This window comes from Sulfitobacter sp. GN1-4 (assembly GCF_055693825.1).
The window spans coordinates 3,790,455-3,809,071 of the sequence record NZ_JBVFUQ010000003.1 but is presented as its reverse complement, the minus strand read 5'-3'; the positions used below and the strand labels follow the sequence as shown (position 1 = coordinate 3,809,071).

Sequence of the window (18,617 nt, the reverse complement as noted above, 5' to 3'; positions counted from 1 at the left end):
CGGAAAGGACTGAGAACATGCGGACAGTATATGTGAACGGTGAGTATTTGCCTGAGAATGAGGCCAATATCTCAATCTTTGACCGGGGCTTTTTGATGGCGGATGGCGTCTATGAGGTGACGTCTGTGCTGGATGGTAAGCTGATCGATTTTGACGGTCATGCTGTGCGCCTGCAGCGGTCTTTGACCGAGCTTGATATGAAGAACCCGATCTCCAAGGAGGATCTGCTGGAGGTTCACCGCGAATTGGTGCGGGTCAATGAGATTGACGAGGGGCTGGTGTATTTGCAGATCACCCGCGGCTCTGACGGGGACCGTGATTTTGCCTTCCCTGATCCTGAGACGACCGCGCCGACCGTGGTGCTGTTTACCCAGAACAAGCCAGGCCTGGCGGATAGTCCTGCGGCCAAGAAAGGCGCCAAGATCATCTCCATCGAAGATATTCGCTGGGGTCGTCGGGACATCAAGACGGTGCAGCTGCTTTATCCGTCCATGGGCAAGATGATGGCCAAGAAGGCTGGCTGTGATGATGCCTGGATGATCCAGGATGGATTTGTCACCGAAGGGACATCAAACAACGCCTATATCGTGAAGGGTAACAAGATCATCACCCGCGCGCTGAGCAATGAGATTTTGCACGGCATCACGCGGGCGGCTGTGTTGCGCTTTGCGCAAGAGGCGCAGATGGAAGTGGAAGAGCGCAACTTTACCATCGACGAGGCCAAAGAAGCGGATGAAGCGTTTACCACCTCTGCCTCTGCCTTTGTGATGCCGGTGGTTGAGATTGACGGCGTGGCGTTGGGCGATGGTGCGCCGGGCAAAGTGGCCCCGCGTCTGCGCGAAATCTATCTGGATGAGATGCGCAAGGTCGCCATCTGAGGCCATGGGGTGGGCCGGATCATCTGTCCGGCCTTCCCCCGCTTAAGCGTCGTTAGGCTGTGCCCATGAGCTCTGGCAGGGTGGTAACGAAGGTCTGGATAAAGGGCACATCTGCGGCCTCAATATCATGCAGCACCGCGACTTTTTCACCGTTGACGGTGGCCATGATCTGATCTGTTTCGGGATCATGGGCAAAGGCCACCACGGGCGGCGTCTCCGTCTCTTCCAGCAGAACCACGCTAAAGAGGTCCTCGCGGATGTCAAAATCCAAGAGCATCGCTGGCGTGCCGTTGTCTTCTGATTTTGCCGCCACCACAAAGCTGTCGGCACCGTGGCCACCTGTCACCTGATCGCCGCTGTCTGCGACAAGCACATCGGCGCCATAGCCGCCGTGGAGCGTATCAGGGGTTGTGGTGTCTTCGGCATCGACGCCAATCAGCACATCGCGCCCAATATCACCGAAAAGCTGGTTGTTGCCCTGGCTGTCGATGATCACGTCGCGGCCTGCGCCGCCGCGGATAAAGTCATCACCGGCATCGGCGGACCCGTCCGCGCTGGGCAGGGTTTGGTCATGGCCGTCTGACAGAAAGATGCGGTCGTCGCCCGCACCGCCTTGGGCCAGATCATCGCCCGCGCCGGCATAGATTTCATCATTGCCGCCGCCACCGATGAGGGTGTCAGCACCATCATAGCCAAATAGGTTGTCCTGGTCTTCGGCGCCATGCAGGAGGTTGTCGTGGGCGTTGCCATGCACGCGGTCTTTCAGGTCGGACCCGTCATATTGCGTTTGGGTTGCATCCAAGGTCACCCGGACGGTGTCCTGGTTGTTTTCGTCTTCTTCATGCGCCTCTTTGTATTCGTCGGCGAAGTGGTCTGCGGCCAATCCCAGACCCAAAAGGGAAGCAATCGAAACCCAAGCAATCATGCGCGGCCTGCCTTTCTGCAGTGAACACCGCGTTCATGCGTGTTGATTGTGGCAGCACCTGTCGGAGAGTTGGGCCTTTGTGGGGATTTTGCGCGGCGCGCGCCCTATTTTTCGCCCACGTTTTGGGCAAAGGCGTCTTTGAACGTTTCATTTTGCGCGGCGGTGGCCTCAGTCTGATAATTCGCTTTCCACTCGGCCATTGTCATGCCGTAGAAAAGCTCACGTGCTTCGTCCTTGCCCATCTCAATGCCACGCTCATTTGCGGCCTCTTGATACCAGCGGGACAGGCAATTGCGGCAAAACCCCGTGAGGTTCATCATGTCGATGTTTTGCACGTCTGTGCGGTCTTGCATCAGATGTTGCTGGAGGCGACGAAAAGCTGCGGCTTGTAGTTCAATTTCGGTCTGTGTGGGCATTGTAAACTCCTTTAGACTTAGCTGGGATGACAGGCCCATGGTGTCAAGTTGATTGGGATGTGATATGCAGCATTGGGAATATTTGTTTCCTAAGGGTGATCGCTTTGACAGGATCAGCGATGGCAGATAGGAAATGCACAAGCTGTGTTACCGCTAACATGCCATATGCGCGATAGTCGTATACGCCGTAGATGAAATTGCACAAAGATTGGATCAGATAAGATGAGACGCACCCGCAACGTGAAAGTTGTCGCCACCTTGGGCCCCGCCTCAGAAACCTATGAGATGATTGAGGCACTGCATAAAACGGGTGCGGATGTGTTCCGGCTGAACATGAGCCACGGCAGCCATGATGAGATCCGCGAAAAGCATCGGATCATCCGTGAGGTTGAGGCCAATCTGGGCAGCACCATCGGTATTCTGGCGGATCTGCAGGGGCCAAAACTGCGGGTGGGCACCTTTGCGGCCCCTGATGGTGAGCTGTTGGAAGAGGGCAAGATGTTCCGGCTGGACCTTGATCCGGCGGAGGGCGATGCGTTGCGCGTGTGTCTGCCGCATCCTGAGATTTTTGCGGCCCTTGAGCCGGGCGCGCGGTTGTTGGTCAACGACGGCAAGATCCGTTTGAAAGTCCTGGAATGTGGCGCAGACTTTGCCAATTGCGAAGTTGTGACGGGCGGCGTGATTTCAAACCGCAAGGGGGTGAATGTCCCTGATGTGGTGCTGCCGCTGGCCGCTTTGTCAGACAAGGACCGTGCGGATTTGGAGTTTGTCTGTGAGCTTGGCGTTGACTGGCTTGCGCTAAGCTTTGTGCAGCGCCCCGAGGATGTGACAGAGGCGCGGACCTTGGCCGCTGGCCGGGCGTCGCTGTTGTCTAAGATCGAAAAGCCTGCGGCGGTTGACCGGTTTGATGACATCCTTGAGGTCAGCGATGGCATCATGGTCGCGCGCGGTGATTTGGGCGTTGAGCTGCCCGTTCAGAACGTGCCGCCGATCCAGAAACGTCTGGTACGGAAATGTCGGGCAGCGGCAAAGCCTGTGATCGTGGCCACGCAGATGCTGGAATCCATGATTGAAAGCCCGATGCCCACGCGGGCTGAGGTGTCTGACGTGGCGACGGCCATTTACGAAGGGGCGGATGCGGTGATGCTGAGTGCGGAATCCGCAGCCGGTGACTATCCGATTGAAGCGGTTCAAACCATGGACAACGTCGCCACCGAAGTGGAGCAGGATCCGACCTATACCCAGATCATCGAAAGTTCGCGCAAAGCGGACCGTATGACCGTGGCCGACGGGATTGTGGCCGCCGCGCGTGAGATTGCTGAGACGACGGACATCAAGGCGATTTGCTGTTTCACGCAAAGCGGCACCACCGCGTTGCTGACCGCCCGCGAACGGCCCCGTGTGCCGGTGATTGCCTTGACGCCGCTGGTCAACACCGCCCGGCGTCTGGCGCTAAGCTGGGGAACCAATTGTGTTCTGACTGGTGAAGTGGACCGGTTTAAGATGGCGGTGGTGTCTGCTGTGCGTGCCGCGCGCAGCGAAGGCTTTGCCCAAGAGCAGGATATGGTGGTGGTCACCGCCGGTGTGCCGTTTCAGGTGTCGGGCAGCACAAACATTCTGCGGGTGGCCCCCTGCGACGAAAGTTTGATTTTTGCTGCCGACCCAGAGTAGCATTCTGCGCAAGCCTACAAGGAGAACGCGCATGACACCGGATCTCGCGCTTGCATTGGGCATCGTGATCGCCGGGTTTTCGGTGCCCTCGGTTTTATCTGCTCTGTCAGACAGGCGCGCCCCGCGCGCCTCTGCGGTGACGATTCTAATTGGCGGTGGGCTGATCCTTTATGCGATGCAGACCCAGCCGGGAGGCTACAGCCTGGAGGATGTCCCCAACGCGATGGCCAGCGCCTTTAATCAGTTGTTTCCTTAAGGTCCTGTCAATCGGCCCTGACCCTGGCTTCGCCACTGGCAAAGGCATCCTTTCTCTTGCCAAAGGCATAAACCCCGCCTATACGGCGCTTTCATCCCGTGCGGCCGGCCGAAATGGCATGCCGAGTCGTGCGTAAACCGAACCAAAAGACGGAGACGGAAATGCCTAAGATGAAGACGAAGTCGAGCGCTAAGAAGCGCTTTAAGATCTCGGCCAATGGCAAGGTGATCTCGGCACAAGCCGGGAAGCGCCATGGCATGATCAAGCGGACCAAAAAGTTCATTCGCAACGCCCGTGGCACAACCACGCTGTGCGATGCCGATGCACGTATCATCAAGGGCTTCATGCCCTACGACCGCTGATAGAGGAGAGCTGAGATGTCCCGAGTTAAAGGTGGTACAGTCACCCACGCCCGCCACAAGAAGATCGTTAAAGCCGCAAAAGGCTATTACGGTCGTCGTAAGAACGTCTTTAAGGTCGCCACGCAGGCGGTCGATAAGGCCAACCAATACGCCACACGTGACCGTAAGAATCGCAAGCGCAACTTCCGCGCGCTGTGGATCCAGCGGATCAACGCGGCTGTGCGTTCCCATGACGAGGCGCTGACATATTCCCGCTTCATCAACGGCCTGAACCTGGCCGGGATCGAAGTGGACCGCAAAGTGCTGGCCGATCTGGCCGTGAATGAGCCTGAGGCATTTGGTGCCATCGTGGCCACAGCACAGGGTGCTTTGGCGAAGTAATCGCTAAACACGCAAAGAAATTGAGGCCGTACCTGACATTCAGGTGCGGCCTTTTCTTTTGCCTCAGGGCGGACCTGTAAACGCGAAAGCGTATCGGCCCGCCTGAGGTTCAGGATTTGGGCGAGATGTCCGCCTGAACGCATCCGGCTTTCAAGCCGCAGCCGCGCCATAGGCGCTGATCTTGCGCATCCAGCGGGCCACGTTGCCCTCTTTGGGATGGCTTGCCCCGGCCAGATAGGTGATCTTGGTCGGTGTGATCCCCACAAACTTGAACACCTGTCCCTTGAGCTGGTTCACCATGGCGTTGCGGTACATCAGCGACAGCAGGAACTTGGGCGTATCAGAGGTGACAATCACCCGCCCCGTCCGCCCGGTCAGCATGGGTTTGGGCATTTTCCCAGCGGGGACATGGGTGTCAAATGTCCGGCCTGGCAACAGCACGCGGTCAAAAAGCCCTTTTAGTTTGCCCGGCACGCCGCCCCACCACATGGGGGTGGTCAGCACGACGTGCTCGCTCCATTCGATGTTTTCCAGCACTTCTTCCAAACCGGGTTCAAGCGGTTTGATGGTCTTGTAGCCCGCAAAGCCAAAGTCAGCGTCAAAGTCCAAGTCGTGCAGGTGTGCGACGCGCACGTCATGGCCTGCGGCCCGCGCCGCCTTGGCGTAGGTTTCTGCGAAAGCGCGGTTCAGTGAGGTTTCGGCCGGATGACCGTTGAGGATGAAGATTCGTTTTTTCATGTCTAACTCCAATTAAATGACCGTGGTCAAATTTCGATTAAGACATAAAATGACCGTGGTCAATTATTATTTTTGACCACGGTCACAAAATGTGAAACGAAGGGGCCATGAAACAAGCTGTCCAGAAACGCACGCTCAAAACCCGCGCCCGAATGATCCAAGCCGCACAGGCGCTGATCCAAGAGGCTGGCTATGAGGCGTTGCGGGTTGAGGATGTGGTGCGCAAGGCGGGCGTGGCCAAGGGGACGTTCTTTGCGCATTTCAAAGACAAAGACGCGCTGATGGACTTTCTGATCGGGGATAAGATCGACAGTTTCCTCGATGATATTGAGACCTTGCCCACCCCCAAAGATGTGACCGCGATGGTTGACGCGATGGCCCCGATGTTGGCGTTTCTGACCAGCGAGCGGTATATTTTTGACGTGGTGCTTAGGCATTCAACCGCTGGGCTGAACCAAGAGGTTGGGCCCATCGCAACCACATTTGGCCGTCATGCTGAGGTGATCACCCATTGGATTGCGGATGGCCCTTTTCGCAAAGACATCACATCCGAGCTGTTGGCCGAAGGTGTGCAGGCCTTTTTCATCCAGGTCATCGCCTTGGAGTTCTGCACCCTTCACAACATGACAGGCAAGACGACGCGTTTTCGCACCTACCTTGAGGCGTGGCTGAACCCCACTACTGCGCCGGGGCCCGCAGCCTAAGCACGCGGAATTCAACACGCCGGTCTGCGGCGTCTTCTTCATCGGAGCCTTGCGAAAGCGGGCGGCTGGCCCCAAAGCCCACAGCCTCAACCGCATTTGGATCGACGCCCATGGCCACCAGGTGGTTGAGTGTCTGATCGGCCCGGCCCCAGCTGATGTCAGAGTTGGCGCGATCCGATCCGCTGCCATCGGCATGGCCTGCAATCATCACATAAGCGTTTGGGCAGTTCTGGATTTCATCGCTGATGCGTTCAACAAGGGGGGCATATACTGCGGCTATTGTGGTCTGAGCGGCCCCAAACTGCAGCGTGACCTCAGACAGGAACGCATCCAGTCGGGCAACGCAGTCTGTTGCTGCAAATGTGTCCGCCTCATCCAGCGGGCCGCGATGGGCTGCAAAGGCCGACCGCACCTCAGATGCGATGGCTTGTGCTGTGGCAAGGCGTTCTTCTTTGGACGGTGTCCGCGCAGGGGCATGATCATCAGCCACGGCAAAGGATCCCGGCGCTGGGGGGCTGTCAGGTTTGCCATGGCCTGCGCTGGGGTAAGGGGCGAGGGCTGCGCCTCTTGCGCGTTGGGCTGGGTCCAGGACAGAGACAGGCCGATCACGCACAGCGCAACAGACGTGCCCGCGAAAACAAGTGTTCGGCGGATCCGGCCCTTGGCCTGGCCAAATCTGAAAAGAGGATGTCGTGAGTTCATCATGGACCGCACAGCCAGATTTTGTTGGTATCACAGGAATTTGTGGACGCTTGCCATCTTACTACTCGATCTGGTGTCTGGCAATGGATTCGGGCAAGGTGCCCTCGCGGTCGGGGATGTCCCGGTGGGTTGCATTCTCACAGGGGCGCAAGTAGCAGAGGCCAAGCAGTTTCCAAAGGTGCGTCATGGACGATCTTAAGCAAAAATACCTCAGCCAAATTGCCGACGCGGCGGATGAAAACGTGTTGGAAGACATCCGTCTGGCGGCGGTTGGCAAAAAGGGCGAAGTGGCGCTGAAAATGCGTGAGCTGGGCAAGATGACCCCAGAGGAGCGTCAGGTTGCAGGCCCCGCATTGAACGCGCTGAAAGATGAGATCAACTCCGCCCTGGCGGCCAAAAAGGCAGCGCTCGCTGATGCGGCGCTGGATGAACGGTTGAGGTCGGAGTGGCTGGACGTGACCCTGCCGTCGCGCCCTGAGCGTCAGGGGTCAATCCATCCGGTCAGCCAGGTCACCGAAGAGCTGACCGCGATTTTTGCAGAACTTGGGTTTTCCGTGGCCGAAGGCCCGCGCATCGACACCGATTGGTATAACTTCGACGCGTTGAACATTCCGGGCCATCACCCTGCACGCGCTGAGATGGACACGTTCTATATGCACCGCGCCGAGGGCGATAACCGCCCGCCTCATGTTTTGCGCACGCATACGTCACCGGTGCAGATCCGCACGATGGAAAAAGAAGGCGCGCCGCTGCGCATCATCTGTCCCGGCGGGGTGTACCGGGCTGATTATGATCAGACGCACACGCCAATGTTCCACCAGGTTGAGGGACTGGCCATCGACAAAGACATCTCCATGGCGAACCTGAAATGGGTGCTGGAAGAATTCTTTGCCGCGTTTTTCGAAATAGATGGCATCAAGACGCGCTTTCGTGCGTCGCATTTCCCCTTCACGGAGCCGTCTGCCGAAGTGGATATTCAGTGTTCCTGGGTCGATGGGCAGTTGCGCATTGGTGAGGGCGATGGCTGGATGGAAGTGCTGGGCTCTGGCATGGTGCATCCCAAGGTTTTGCAGGCCGGGGGCATTGATCCTGCGGAGTGGCAAGGGTTTGCCTTTGGCATGGGGATCGACCGGATTGCGATGCTGAAATACGGCATCCCGGATTTGCGCGCCTTTTTTGACAGTGATCTGCGGTGGCTGCGGCATTACGGCTTTGCGAGCCTGGACCAGCCGAACCTGCATGGCGGGTTAAGCCGGTAGGTTAATGCTGTCCCCGCGGTGATAGGCGGGGAATACCATTTAAGATCAGTGGTAAATCCTGGGTTGCGGCGGCTTAGGCGCGCGTAGGGTTTACGCCGTTTAGGGTGCGTTTTCTGGCGCATCCGGGGCTTGATTAATTGCGCTTAATCCTGAGGCTGTGACAGTGCAAAACCATTGGGGGGACCCGGCCCATGCCACATATTCTTATCGTCGATTCAGATTCGGCTGAATTGAACGCCAATCTTGTTGCCGCCCGCGGGATGACGACAGGGCAGAACTATGCCGCAGCTCTGGGGGCCTGTGATGCGGAGGTGCGCAGCACGGTGATTGCGCCTTATGAGGGGGACGTTGTGCCGGACCTTGCGGGGTTTGACGGGGTGGTTTTCACCGGATCAGGGGTGAGCTGGAACACCCATGACGCCCGCGCCGCCCCTTTGGCGGACGTCATGCGCAAGGTGTTTGACGCAGGGCTGCCCACATTAGGGTCGTGCAACGGCATGCAACTTGCAGCAAGCGTTCTGGGCGGACGGTCTGAGGCCTCGCCCAAAGGGCGCGAGGATGGATTGGCGCGGGATGTTCACCTGACGCAAGCGGGCCGCGCGCATCCCTTTCTGGCCGGGCGCACCGATGGCTTTGCAGTGCCCTGTGTGCACCGCGATGAGGTGAGCCAACTGCCGGAGGGCGCCGTTCTTTTGGCCAGCAACGGCCATTCTGAGGTGCAGGCCTTTGCCTATGAACATCAGGGCATCCGGTTTTGGGGGTGCAGTATCATCCAGAGTATGACCCGGTGCATTTCGGACCTGAGCTGCTGCGGTGGGAGCGGTTTGGCCCCGAAGAGGCGGGCGATATCGCAGCCGCCCCGCAAGACCCCGACGCGGCGGCGCGGTTGGGCATCCGGGCTGAGGATTTATGGCCTGAGGTGCGGATGACGGAGCTGCGCAACTGGCTGGCGTCTTTGTGAGGTGACAGGCGGCATGCAATCGATCATGTCTGCGCCATGTTGATCCGGTTTTTCCTCTTCGCTTGCGCGCTCATCGTCCTGTCGGCCATGGGGCCGTGGAAAGGGTGCCAGGAGGGCACCGCTTGCACCCAGGGGGACAGATCCTATCACATCAAACTGCCCGATGATTGGGATGGTAAGAGCGCTATGCCGGTCTTGCTGCATTTTCATGGGTGGGGGCGACAGGGGGATCTGATTGTCAATCACCAGCGCATATCGGGCCACACCAAGCGGCGCGGCGTTTTGCTGATTGCGCCCAACGGCCTGGGGCGCACCTGGGATTTCTGGCAGCCCGGCGGACGGGACGTGCCCTTTGCCGATGCGGTGCTGGCGGATGTGGCCAAGCGGCTGCCGATTGATCCGGCGCGTATTTATGTTTCGGGCTATTCCTATGGGGCGGCGATGGCCTGGCGTTATGCCTGTGAGAGCGGCGCGGATGTGGCAGCACTTTTGGCGATTTCAGGCACGCTGCCGCAGGATCAGGATTGTGCGGAGGCCCCGGGGGAGGTGCGGCAGGTGTACGGGTTTGACGACACGGTGATGCGGTTTCCCTTTGGGCCGGATGGCGATGAAACCTATCCGGTGGCGCTGTGGCGCGACATCTATGGCTGTGGGGACATGCGGCGTGAGGGGATCTGGCAGGCGGTGTCCTGGCTCAAGCTGGACCGGCGGGTTTGGGACTGTGACGGCGGGCGTGTGACGTTGGATCTGCATGTGGGGGGCATTTCATCCCGCATGGCTGGATTGGCTGGCAGTTGGATCAGTTGATGGGACGTCCGGCGCAGTATCCGTAGCGCGCGGGGTGCCGCCCAGATCCTGAGACCGCGGTCTGGGGTGGCGGCGTGGGTGTTGAGTTATAGTGGAAAGATGAAGCGCAGGGGCGGTGGCTCATTGAAACCCGGTGCGTTTGGCGATACCGACACGGCGATACGACGTGCGAGGACGATCCGATGAAATTCACGCTTTCCTGGTTGAAAGACCATCTGGAGACAGAGGCTTCTGTTGATGAGATCTGTGAGACGCTGACTGACCTTGGTCTTGAGGTCGAAGGGGTTGAGGACCGCGGCGCGAAGTTGCGCGATTTTACCATCGGCTTTGTCAAATCGGCTGAGAAACACCCCGACGCGGATCGTCTGCGGGTGTGTCAGGTGGATACCGATGAGGGCGTGAAACAGATCATTTGCGGTGCGCCAAACGCGCGCGCGGGCATCACTGTGGTGGTGGCCAAGCCGGGTGTCTATGTGCCGGGGATTGATACCACCATTGGGGTGGGCAAGATCCGCGGGATTGAGAGCTTTGGCATGATGGCCTCGGAGCGCGAGATGGAGCTGTCTGAGGAGCATGACGGCATTATTGAGCTGCCGTCGGGCGAGGTGGGGCAGTCCTTTGTGGAATGGTTGGCCGCGCATGATCCCGCCAAAGTGGATCCGGTGATTGAGATTGCGATCACGCCGAACCGCCCGGACGCCCTGGGCGTGCGCGGGATTGCGCGTGATTTGGCGGCGCGGGGCTTGGGCAAGCTGAAAGCGCGGGAGACCGATGCGGTGCCGGGCCAGTTTCCTTGTCCGATCACGGTGAAGATTGATGACGACACACGCGATCAGTGCCCGGTGTTTTATGGCCGGATGATCCGTGGTGTGAAAAACGGGCCGTCGCCTGTTTGGTTGCAAGATGCGCTGCGGGCGATCGGGTTGCGGCCGATTTCCTTTCTTGTGGATGTGACGAATTTCTTCACCTACGACCGCAACCGCCCGCTGCATGTGTTCGACGCGGATAAGGTTGCTGGTGGCACCTTGCGGGTGCACCGCGCGGTTGGCGGTGAGACGCTGGTGGCGCTGGATGACAAGGAATACACCTTTGACGCGGGCATGACGGTGATTTCGGATGCCAATGGCGTAGAAAGCATTGCCGGTGTGATGGGCGGTGCGGCGTCGGGCTGTACCGAAGAGACCGTGAATGTGTTCTTGGAGGCGGCCTATTTTGATCCGGTGCGCACGGCCTATACCGGGCGCGCGCTGAAGATCAATTCTGATGCGCGCTATCGGTTCGAGCGAGGGATTGATCCGGCCTGGACGCCCCATGGGATTGAACATGCCACGCGTATGATCCTGGAGCATGCGGGCGGCGAGGCATCGGATGTTGTGGTGGCGGGTGCCATTCCGGACACCAGCCGCGCCTACAAGCTGGACACGGACCGGGTGCAATCGCTTGTTGGGATGCGCATCCCCGCTGAGACGCAGCGCGAGACGTTGACAGCGCTGGGCTTTGTGCTGGACGGGGACATGGCCAGCGTGCCGTCCTGGCGGCCTGATGTCCAAGGCGAGGCCGATCTGGTGGAGGAAGTGGCGCGGATCGCGTCGCTGACCCAGCTGGAAGGCAAGCCGTTGCCGCGCTTGTCTGATGGTGTGCCGCGGCCGATCCTGTCGCCGATGCAGCGCCGGGAAGGGGCCGCGCGGCGTGCTGCAGCGGCGTTGGGGTACAACGAATGCGTGACCTACAGTTTCATTGATCAAGCCTCTGCGGCGCTTTTTGGCGGTGGGGATGATGCGACGATGCTGGAGAACCCGATCAGCAGTGACATGAGCCATATGCGGCCTGCCTTGTTGCCAGGATTGCTGGCCGCAGCGGCGCGCAATCAGGCGCGGGGTTTTGCAGATATGGCGCTGTTTGAGGTTGGGCCTGCCTTCAGCGGTGGCGAGCCCGAGGAGCAGCACATGTTGGTGACCGGTCTGTTGATCGGGCGCACGGGCCCTAAGGATGTGCATGGCGCGTCGCGGCCTGTGGATGTCTATGACGTCAAGGCGGACGCCGAGGCGGTTCTGGCGGCGATGGGCGCACCTGCTAAGGTGCAGATTTTGCGTGATGCGGATGCGTCCTGGCATCCAGGGCGGCATGGGCGGATTTGTCTGGGGCCGAAAAAGACGCTTGGCATTTTTGGTGAGGTGCATCCGAAAATCCTGGCGGCCATGGATGTGAAAGGCCCTGCGATGGCCTTTACGATCTACCCTGCTGAGATCCCGATGCCGCGCAAATCCGGGGCCACCCGCCCTGCGTTGTCGATCAGTGATTTGCAGGCGGTCGAACGTGACTTTGCCTTTGTGGTGGATGCAGGCGTTGAGGCGCTGACACTGGTGAATGCCGCGATGGGTGCTGACAAGGCGCTTATCCAAGAGGTGCGCGTTTTTGATGAATTCATTGGCGGCAGCTTGGGCGAGGGCAAGAAATCTCTTGCGATCACGGTGCGGTTGCAGCCGGTTGAGGCCACGCTGAAAGACGCCGACATCGAAGCGGTTGGGGCCAAGGTGATTGAGAAAGTGACCAAGGCGACCGGTGGCGTGCTACGCGGTTAAGGCTTCGGCCAACAGATCGTAGGCCAGCCTGATCCTTGGGCTGGTGTGCACCTCTCTGTGGGTGACAAGCCAGATCGGGAAGGTCACCACAAGCTTTTGGGGCAAGACACGTTCAAGCTTCGGGTCAGGCTCGGCGATGGCGGCGTCCATTGGGGCGATGCCCAGTGCCGCCTTTGCACATTTCCCAAGCCACCAGACCGCTGTCAGAGCGCGCGCGAAAGTGATCTTCGGACAGATTGATGTCCATAGCGCTGAGGTAGCTAAGCATGCGGGGAATGTCGCCCATGCCGATCCAGTCATGCTGGGTTAAATCGGTCAGCGTTTCCGGCCTGCCGCGTTTATCAAGGTAGTCGCGTGTGGCATAGAAATAGCCCGTGCGTTCCACCACCAGCCGCGCGACCAGATTGGGCTGTTCGGGGCGGATGTGGCGCAGGGCGATATCGGCTTCTCGCGTCATGAGATTGCGGATGTCGTCCCCGGCGACAATCTCGGCCACGATCTGGGGCGCGCGCAGGCGAAGCCGGTGCAGAATGGGCGGCAAGACATAGGCCGAAGAGACTTCGCTGGCGGTGATCCGCACCAGGCCAGCAAGGCCGGAGCGTTGGCCGCTCGCCGTGAGCGACAGGCGCGCGGCGGCGGATTGCATGTCATCGACATGGGGCAGCAGTTCTTTCCCGGCCTCGGTCAATTCCGTGTATCGCCCGTTGCGTTCAAAGAGCATCAGCGCCAGCCTGTCCTCAAGGGCCGCAATTTGACGGCTGAGCGTGGGCTGTGTCAGACCCAGTTTGCGTGCGGCGGCAGAGAGCGAACCTTCTTGGGCGGTGGCCTGAAAGGCGCGCAGCAGGTTCCAGTCTGGTTGATCATGATCCATGCGAAAATGTATATATAGCCTACGAATTTCGTCAATTCACCCGTGATCCATGCGGATGTAGATGGGTGGCGAAAGGAGATCGCAATGACACAGACAGGACAATTCTGGGATAAGGTGGCCGTGAAATATGCGGCCCAACCGATCCGTGACCAAGATGCGTATGAATACACTCTGGGGCGCACCCGCAGCTATCTAACCGCCAATGATCATGTTTTGGAGATCGGCAGCGGCTCAGGTTCAACAGCGTTACGGTTGGCCGGCGAGGTGGCGCAGATCACCGGCACGGACATCTCATCCGAGATGACCCGTATCGCCACGGAGAAAGCAACAGCACAGGGCGTGCGGAATGCGGATTTTCGCGTCATGAGCGCGCTGCAAGCCGCTGAGACGGCATCGGCCTATCAGGTTGTGACCGCCTTCAACCTTTTGCACCTGACGGAGAACCTGGAAAAGGTTTTGGAGACCTTATCACGTCAGTTGGCCCCCGGCAGTTTGCTGATCAGCAAGACACCTTGTTTAGGTGAGCCTTCCATCGGGTTGAAACGCTTTGCGTTTCGCGCGGTCATTCCGGTCTTGCAGGCGGTGGGTAAGGCCCCCTTTGTCCGTTACCTGAGTTTCAATGAACTGGAATCGGCCATGACCTGGGCGGGCTTTCGGATCATTGAAACCGGCAGCAACCCGGCGATGAGCCGGTACATCGTGGCCCGCAAGCCGTAGACGGGATTGGGTTTCGCCCTATGTTGCGCGGCAGTGCAAAAAGGAGATCAGCGCAGTGAAAGTCTATCTATCTGGCGAGATTCACACCGATTGGCGCGAGCAGATCATCGAAGGCGCAGCGGGGCTGGATGTGGCATTCTCCAGCCCGGTTACCGACCATGGGGCCAGCGATGATTGTGGCGTGGCGATCCTGGGGGCCGAGGATGACAAGTTCTGGCATGACCGCAAAGGGGCGCAGATGAATGCGATCCGCACCCGCAAGGGGATTGCGGAGGCGGATGTGGTCGTGGTGCGCTTTGGTGAGCAGTACAAACAGTGGAACGCGGCCTTTGATGCCGGGTATGCCGCGGCACTTGGAAAGTCGCTGATCATTCTGCATGGCCCTGACCATGCGCACGCCTTGAAAGAGGTGGATGCGGCCGCTTTGGCCGTGGCGTCTGAGCCGGGGCAGGTTGTGCAAATCCTGCGGTATGTCCTAACGGGTGCTTTGCCCTAAGGGGCGACATGGGCTGAAACCGGCCCCCTTGGTGACGCAGATTGGCGATCTTTACTGACCGGGATGTCACAGGATTTGTGACATTGCAGCGGTTGAGGAGGATCGCCAATGGCACATGCGCAGTCATCACGCGCGGCATGGGATACGCTTTTGGACAGGGCGCGCGCGGCGCATGTTGCACATGACGCGCTGTCGGCGTTCTGCCCGTTTCCATCGGATTTGCAGGCCCAAGAGGTCACGCCGTTCCACATCCCCGCTGCGGATCTGTTGGCACAAGAGCAAGGCCTGTTTTCTGACAGCTATGGCGCGTTGCGGGACGCGTTCACGCGGTGCGGGCCTTTTGCGATGTGGCGAGAAACCTACAAGGGCACCGATATTGGTGACGATTTTCTCAACCGCTTTGCCTGTTATTGTCTGATCGGGGCAGGTGGTGCGTTTCGCAGTGCGCAGATGGCGGCCTGGGTTGTTTATATGCCCGCGGGGCTTGATTATCCCTGGCATCATCATCCCGGAGAAGAGATGTACCTCACCCTGGCGGGTGAGGCTGTTTTTCGGCGTCAGGGCCAGCCGGATGAGGTGCTGCGCGCAGGCATGACCAGCCAACACGCCAGCAATCAACCCCACGCCATGGAGACGTTTCGGCATCCGGTGATGGCCTATGTCGTTTGGCGCAACGGGTTTGAAACACCCCCGGTGCTGACCGCCTCTGGCGGCTCAGCTTGGTGAGGGGATGGTGCGGCCCTTTTGAACGGCTGGGCGCTCCATGAAACGCGCGTGATAGGCCACGAGGTTTTTGTGGTCTTCCCAGCCCACGATCTCTTTTGTGCCGTAGAACTCAAGCGCGCCCAGCCACGGGACGATTGCAATGTCCGCGATCGAGAACTCGCCCGCGATCCAGTCTTGGCCATCCAGTTCGCCATTGAGGACGTTCAACAGGCGCTTTGCCTCATCAATGTAGCGTTGCTGAGGACGTTTATCCTCCCACTCAGAGCCTGCGAATTTGGAGAAGAAGCCAAGCTGCCCCAACATCGGACCCAGTGCCGCCCATCTGGAACATCAGCCATTGGGTGACCTTTGCTTTGTCAGATGCGGTGTTGCCGATCAACTTGCCGGATTTTTCTGCCAGATAGAGCAGAATAGCCCCAGATTCGAAGATGCCGATCGGTGCCCCATCAGGCCCATTCGGGTCGATGATGGCAGGGATTTTGTTGTTGGGGTTGAGCGACAGGAACTCTGGGCTTTTTACATCCGCGTCTGAAAGCGTGACCAGATGCGGTTCATAGGCCAGCCCCATTTCCTCAAGCGCGATGGATACTTTGACGCCGTTTGGTGTGGGATATGAGAACAGCTGAATGATGTCAGGGTTCTGCGGGGTCCACCGTTGGGTAATGGGAAATGCGGAAAGGTCAGCCATGTGATGCTCCTGAGTGTGCTTTTGACATCAGATAGGCAATTTTCCCCTCATTAACACCCTCGTCGCTGTGCAAGGATGTGTTAACACATGTGCGTGACCGAACGGACAAATGCGAACAGAAGTCGGTCATTGCGATCAAAGGGACAAATTATGATTCAAGAGTTCAAAGATTTCATCGCCAAAGGAAATGTCATGGACATGGCCGTTGGTATCATCATCGGTGCAGCCTTTACGGCCATCGTAACCTCATTGGTGGGTGATCTGATCAACCCGATCATCGGCCTGGTGTCTGGTGGCGTTGATTTCACCAACAACTATGCGGTGTTGGGTGGCGAAGTGCCGGAAGGTGCCTCGCTTGAAGCCGCGCGTGAGGCGGGTGCCTCAATCTTTGCCTATGGTGCGTTCATCATGGCGATCATCAACTTCCTGATCATCGCTTTTGTGGTGTTCATGCTTGTGAAGATGGTCAACCGTGTCAAAGACGCGGCCGAGAAGGAAGAAGAGGCAGCTCCAGAAGAGCCCAAGGGCCCAACCCAGGAAGAGCTGCTGGCAGACATTCTGAAAGCGCTGCAGAAATCCTAAGCAAGCGACATTGTGTAAGAAAGCCCGCCGTTCTGGCGGGCTTTTTCGTTTTTTGGGGTGGGTTCGTGCATTTTGGCGGGCAGGGGCCGCTGTTGTCTTGAAACTGGCCGACTGCACGGGATAGTTTTGCGAGAGTTACAGCCCACACGCGAGATTTTTGCATCATGAGCCTGGATGACATCGACCGACGTATTCTGCGCGCCCTGCAACGCAACGGGCGCATGTCAAATGCGGAGCTGTCCGAAGATGTCCACCTGTCCCCCTCGGCGTGTCATCGCCGGGTCCAACGGATGGAGAAAGAGGGCTATATCCGCGATTACGTCGCCCTGCTGGATGCCAGAAAGCTGGGCGTGCCGACCACCGTATTTGTTGAAATCACGCTCAGGGGGCAGGCGGACGATATCCTTGATGCCTTTGAAAAGTCCGTGGCGCGCATTCCTGATGTGCTTGAGTGTCATCTGATGGCGGGGTCCGCGGATTACTTGCTGAAGGTGGTGGCCGAAAACACCGAAGATTTTGCGCGCATCCACCGCCAGTATCTGGCGCGGCTGCCGGGCGTGCAGGGCATGCAATCAAGCTTTGCGTTGCGCACGGTTTTCAAGACCACAGCGCTGCCGGTCGGGTGAATTCACCTGTAGGTTATCTTACCTGTTGAATTTCCACGTTTTTAGCGCAGTTAAGCGCTGATTTGCCCAAGATTGGACACAATCCCCCCTAGCCACCGAATTGTTGAAAGTTTTCGGCCAGAAGGTGGATCATGAAAATCAAAGCCATAAACATTTTGCCCGTCCTCAGCGCGCTTGTCCTGTCTGGATGCAGCGTTGCCCCGCAAGGCGCACAGGAGGTGTCTTCTATTCGGCATTCGATGTTGGGGGCACCGGTTGAAACGGGGCTGGATGCCGCACTTGAGGCACAGGCGCAGGCCTTGACGGAATCCTCTGACAGGCTGGTGCGGTCCTCCACGATCAATGGGGCGTTGATTGGAGCGGCGATTGGCTGTGGTTTAACTGTGCTTTCTGCCAGTAATGCCAAGAACTGCGTTGCAGGTGCCGCGTTGGGCGGGGCCGGTGGTGCGGCTGTGGGGCATGTTGTTGGCAAGCAAAAGGTGCAGCGGCGGGTTGAGTTGGTATCGCCCAGTGCCGTTGTGCGGAACCTGCGCAGCGCGAATGACAAGCTGGACAGCATTTATGCAGATCTGCCGACAGTGCTGGGCGCACAGGACGTGCGGTTGAATGCGCTGAGCATGGCGCTGGCCAAAGGCGAAATCACCCAAGCCGCCCATGATCGCGAGGTGAACGTGATCCGGGCTGAGCGCGCCGATCTGGCGCAAGCCTTGATGATGAGCGAGCGCGATGCCCGCGCGGCGGCCCGCAATCTGCAAGAGGCAGCAACCCAAGGACAAAGCGGTTTGGATTGGCATATCGGATCCACCAACCGCCTGGCGGATGACATGGCCTCTGCTCGGGATCAGATTGACCTGCTCTGATCAGATCTAACCCTGAGGCAAAAGCACCCTTGGACAAAAGAAAACCCCCGCAGGGCGAACCTGACGGGGGTCTCTATTCTTAAGCTGACGCTCGGATGATTTACATCATGCCTTCGCGCTGTGCTTTTTTGCGTGCCAGCTTGCGGGCACGGCGGATCGCTTCAGCTTTCTCGCGCGCTTTTTTCTCGGACGGCTTCTCGAAATGTTGCTTGAGCTTCATTTCGCGGAAAACGCCTTCGCGCTGCAGCTTCTTCTTCAGGGCACGAAGCGCCTGATCGACATTGTTGTCACGAACACTAACCTGCATGTGGTTGTCACCACCTTTCTAGATAGAGTTGCAAGGATTTGCAGGAGACCGCGCTATAACAATATGTATAGGACTTGTCGAGTCTCTCAGCCCACACCAAAG

Annotated in this window: 23 protein-coding genes and 1 pseudogene; 16 read left to right on the top strand and 8 right to left on the bottom strand. The window is 58.6% G+C overall.

The window, feature by feature from the left end:
* The first annotated feature begins 17 nt into the window (after window positions 1-17).
* Window positions 18-878: a D-amino-acid transaminase gene (locus tag ACZ1HM_RS19625; RefSeq protein WP_472744286.1), complete on the top strand. Its 861-nt coding sequence runs from the start codon at window positions 18-20 to the stop codon at window positions 876-878.
* Window positions 879-930: 52 nt separating this feature from the next.
* On the opposite strand, the gene ACZ1HM_RS19620 is transcribed toward ACZ1HM_RS19625, so the two are convergent.
* The gene (locus ACZ1HM_RS19620; protein WP_472744285.1) at window positions 931-1,803 is read right to left on the bottom strand and encodes a calcium-binding protein; all 873 of its coding nucleotides are present in this window, start codon (window positions 1,801-1,803) and stop codon (window positions 931-933) included.
* A 104-nt stretch (window positions 1,804-1,907) separates the two neighbouring features.
* Entirely contained in the window at window positions 1,908-2,219 is a 312-nt protein-coding gene (locus ACZ1HM_RS19615; protein ID WP_472744284.1) for a DUF1244 domain-containing protein, read from the bottom strand.
* A 222-nt stretch (window positions 2,220-2,441) separates the two neighbouring features.
* Between ACZ1HM_RS19615 and pyk the strand changes: the two genes are divergently transcribed.
* The 4 genes from pyk to rplT all read left to right on the top strand — a co-directional run bounded on the left by pyk (window position 2,442) and on the right by rplT (window position 4,889).
* Window positions 2,442-3,890, top strand: a complete 1,449-nt coding sequence (gene pyk / locus ACZ1HM_RS19610; protein ID WP_472744283.1) for a pyruvate kinase — start codon at window positions 2,442-2,444, stop codon at window positions 3,888-3,890.
* Window positions 3,891-3,921: 31 nt separating this feature from the next.
* Window positions 3,922-4,146, top strand: a complete 225-nt coding sequence (locus tag ACZ1HM_RS19605; protein WP_472744282.1) for a hypothetical protein — start codon at window positions 3,922-3,924, stop codon at window positions 4,144-4,146.
* A 161-nt stretch (window positions 4,147-4,307) separates the two neighbouring features.
* A complete protein-coding gene (rpmI, locus tag ACZ1HM_RS19600; protein WP_472744281.1) occupies window positions 4,308-4,508 on the top strand; it encodes a 50S ribosomal protein L35 in 201 nt (66 codons plus the stop codon).
* Window positions 4,509-4,523: 15 nt separating this feature from the next.
* Window positions 4,524-4,889, top strand: a complete 366-nt coding sequence (gene rplT, locus ACZ1HM_RS19595) for a 50S ribosomal protein L20 (protein WP_472744280.1) — start codon at window positions 4,524-4,526, stop codon at window positions 4,887-4,889.
* A gap of 150 nt (window positions 4,890-5,039) precedes the next feature.
* Here the strand turns inward: rplT and ACZ1HM_RS19590 are convergent, their stop codons facing one another.
* Complete coding sequence (locus ACZ1HM_RS19590) at window positions 5,040-5,627, bottom strand: NAD(P)H-dependent oxidoreductase (RefSeq protein ID WP_472744279.1); 588 nt, start codon at window positions 5,625-5,627, stop codon at window positions 5,040-5,042.
* A 107-nt stretch (window positions 5,628-5,734) separates the two neighbouring features.
* Here ACZ1HM_RS19590 and ACZ1HM_RS19585 point away from each other — a divergent pair, with 107 nt between their 5' ends.
* Complete coding sequence (locus ACZ1HM_RS19585; RefSeq protein WP_472744278.1) at window positions 5,735-6,331, top strand: TetR/AcrR family transcriptional regulator; 597 nt, start codon at window positions 5,735-5,737, stop codon at window positions 6,329-6,331.
* Here ACZ1HM_RS19585 and ACZ1HM_RS19580 read toward each other — a convergent pair.
* The gene (locus ACZ1HM_RS19580; protein WP_472744277.1) at window positions 6,306-6,821 is read right to left on the bottom strand and encodes an OmpA family protein; all 516 of its coding nucleotides are present in this window, start codon (window positions 6,819-6,821) and stop codon (window positions 6,306-6,308) included. The genes ACZ1HM_RS19585 and ACZ1HM_RS19580 overlap by 26 nt on opposite strands.
* A 397-nt stretch (window positions 6,822-7,218) precedes the next feature.
* On the opposite strand from ACZ1HM_RS19580, the gene pheS reads away from it, so the two are divergent.
* The 4 genes from pheS to pheT all read left to right on the top strand — a co-directional run bounded on the left by pheS (window position 7,219) and on the right by pheT (window position 12,642).
* Window positions 7,219-8,292: a phenylalanine--tRNA ligase subunit alpha gene (gene pheS, locus ACZ1HM_RS19575; RefSeq protein WP_472744276.1), complete on the top strand. Its 1,074-nt coding sequence runs from the start codon at window positions 7,219-7,221 to the stop codon at window positions 8,290-8,292.
* A 191-nt stretch (window positions 8,293-8,483) separates the two neighbouring features.
* Complete coding sequence (locus ACZ1HM_RS19570) at window positions 8,484-9,221, top strand: type 1 glutamine amidotransferase (RefSeq protein WP_472744275.1); 738 nt, start codon at window positions 8,484-8,486, stop codon at window positions 9,219-9,221.
* Window positions 9,222-9,289: 68 nt separating this feature from the next.
* Window positions 9,290-10,060 carry a CE1 family esterase gene (locus ACZ1HM_RS19565; protein ID WP_472744274.1) on the top strand — a complete coding sequence of 257 codons (771 nt, stop codon included), beginning with the start codon at window positions 9,290-9,292 and terminating at the stop codon, window positions 10,058-10,060.
* Window positions 10,061-10,242: 182 nt separating this feature from the next.
* Window positions 10,243-12,642: a phenylalanine--tRNA ligase subunit beta gene (gene pheT / locus ACZ1HM_RS19560; RefSeq protein WP_472744273.1), complete on the top strand. Its 2,400-nt coding sequence runs from the start codon at window positions 10,243-10,245 to the stop codon at window positions 12,640-12,642.
* Here the strand turns inward: pheT and ACZ1HM_RS19555 are convergent.
* Both ACZ1HM_RS19555 and ACZ1HM_RS19550 read right to left on the bottom strand, forming a co-directional pair.
* A complete protein-coding gene (locus ACZ1HM_RS19555) occupies window positions 12,631-12,792 on the bottom strand; it encodes a hypothetical protein (RefSeq protein ID WP_472744272.1) in 162 nt (53 codons plus the stop codon). The genes pheT and ACZ1HM_RS19555 overlap by 12 nt on opposite strands.
* A complete protein-coding gene (locus ACZ1HM_RS19550; protein WP_472744271.1) occupies window positions 12,767-13,513 on the bottom strand; it encodes a LysR family transcriptional regulator in 747 nt (248 codons plus the stop codon). The genes ACZ1HM_RS19555 and ACZ1HM_RS19550 overlap by 26 nt, the downstream gene beginning before the upstream one ends.
* A gap of 84 nt (window positions 13,514-13,597) precedes the next feature.
* Between ACZ1HM_RS19550 and ACZ1HM_RS19545 the strand changes: the two genes are divergently transcribed.
* From ACZ1HM_RS19545 to ACZ1HM_RS19535, 3 genes are all read left to right on the top strand, one after another.
* A complete protein-coding gene (locus ACZ1HM_RS19545; RefSeq protein ID WP_472744270.1) occupies window positions 13,598-14,230 on the top strand; it encodes a class I SAM-dependent methyltransferase in 633 nt (210 codons plus the stop codon).
* A gap of 55 nt (window positions 14,231-14,285) precedes the next feature.
* Entirely contained in the window at window positions 14,286-14,726 is a 441-nt protein-coding gene (locus ACZ1HM_RS19540; RefSeq protein WP_472744269.1) for a YtoQ family protein, read from the top strand.
* 108 nt (window positions 14,727-14,834) lie between these two features.
* On the top strand, window positions 14,835-15,452 hold the full coding sequence (locus tag ACZ1HM_RS19535) for a dimethylsulfonioproprionate lyase family protein (RefSeq protein ID WP_472744268.1): 618 nt from the start codon (window positions 14,835-14,837) through the stop codon (window positions 15,450-15,452).
* On the opposite strand, the pseudogene ACZ1HM_RS19530 reads toward ACZ1HM_RS19535, so the two are convergent.
* Window positions 15,441-16,140 (bottom strand): annotated as a pseudogene (locus ACZ1HM_RS19530) (glutathione S-transferase family protein). The gene ACZ1HM_RS19535 and the pseudogene ACZ1HM_RS19530 overlap by 12 nt on opposite strands.
* A 150-nt stretch (window positions 16,141-16,290) precedes the next feature.
* Here ACZ1HM_RS19530 and mscL point away from each other — a divergent pair.
* From mscL to ACZ1HM_RS19515, 3 genes are all read left to right on the top strand, one after another.
* The gene (gene mscL / locus ACZ1HM_RS19525) at window positions 16,291-16,722 is read left to right on the top strand and encodes a large conductance mechanosensitive channel protein MscL (RefSeq protein ID WP_472744267.1); all 432 of its coding nucleotides are present in this window, start codon (window positions 16,291-16,293) and stop codon (window positions 16,720-16,722) included.
* A gap of 164 nt (window positions 16,723-16,886) precedes the next feature.
* Window positions 16,887-17,348 carry an Lrp/AsnC family transcriptional regulator gene (locus tag ACZ1HM_RS19520; RefSeq protein ID WP_472744266.1) on the top strand — a complete coding sequence of 154 codons (462 nt, stop codon included), beginning with the start codon at window positions 16,887-16,889 and terminating at the stop codon, window positions 17,346-17,348.
* Window positions 17,349-17,479: 131 nt separating this feature from the next.
* Window positions 17,480-18,208: a hypothetical protein gene (locus tag ACZ1HM_RS19515; protein ID WP_472744265.1), complete on the top strand. Its 729-nt coding sequence runs from the start codon at window positions 17,480-17,482 to the stop codon at window positions 18,206-18,208.
* A gap of 100 nt (window positions 18,209-18,308) precedes the next feature.
* Here the strand turns inward: ACZ1HM_RS19515 and rpsU are convergent, their stop codons facing one another.
* On the bottom strand, window positions 18,309-18,515 hold the full coding sequence (gene rpsU, locus ACZ1HM_RS19510) for a 30S ribosomal protein S21 (RefSeq protein ID WP_007118112.1): 207 nt from the start codon (window positions 18,513-18,515) through the stop codon (window positions 18,309-18,311).
* Window positions 18,516-18,617: the final 102 nt, after the last annotated feature.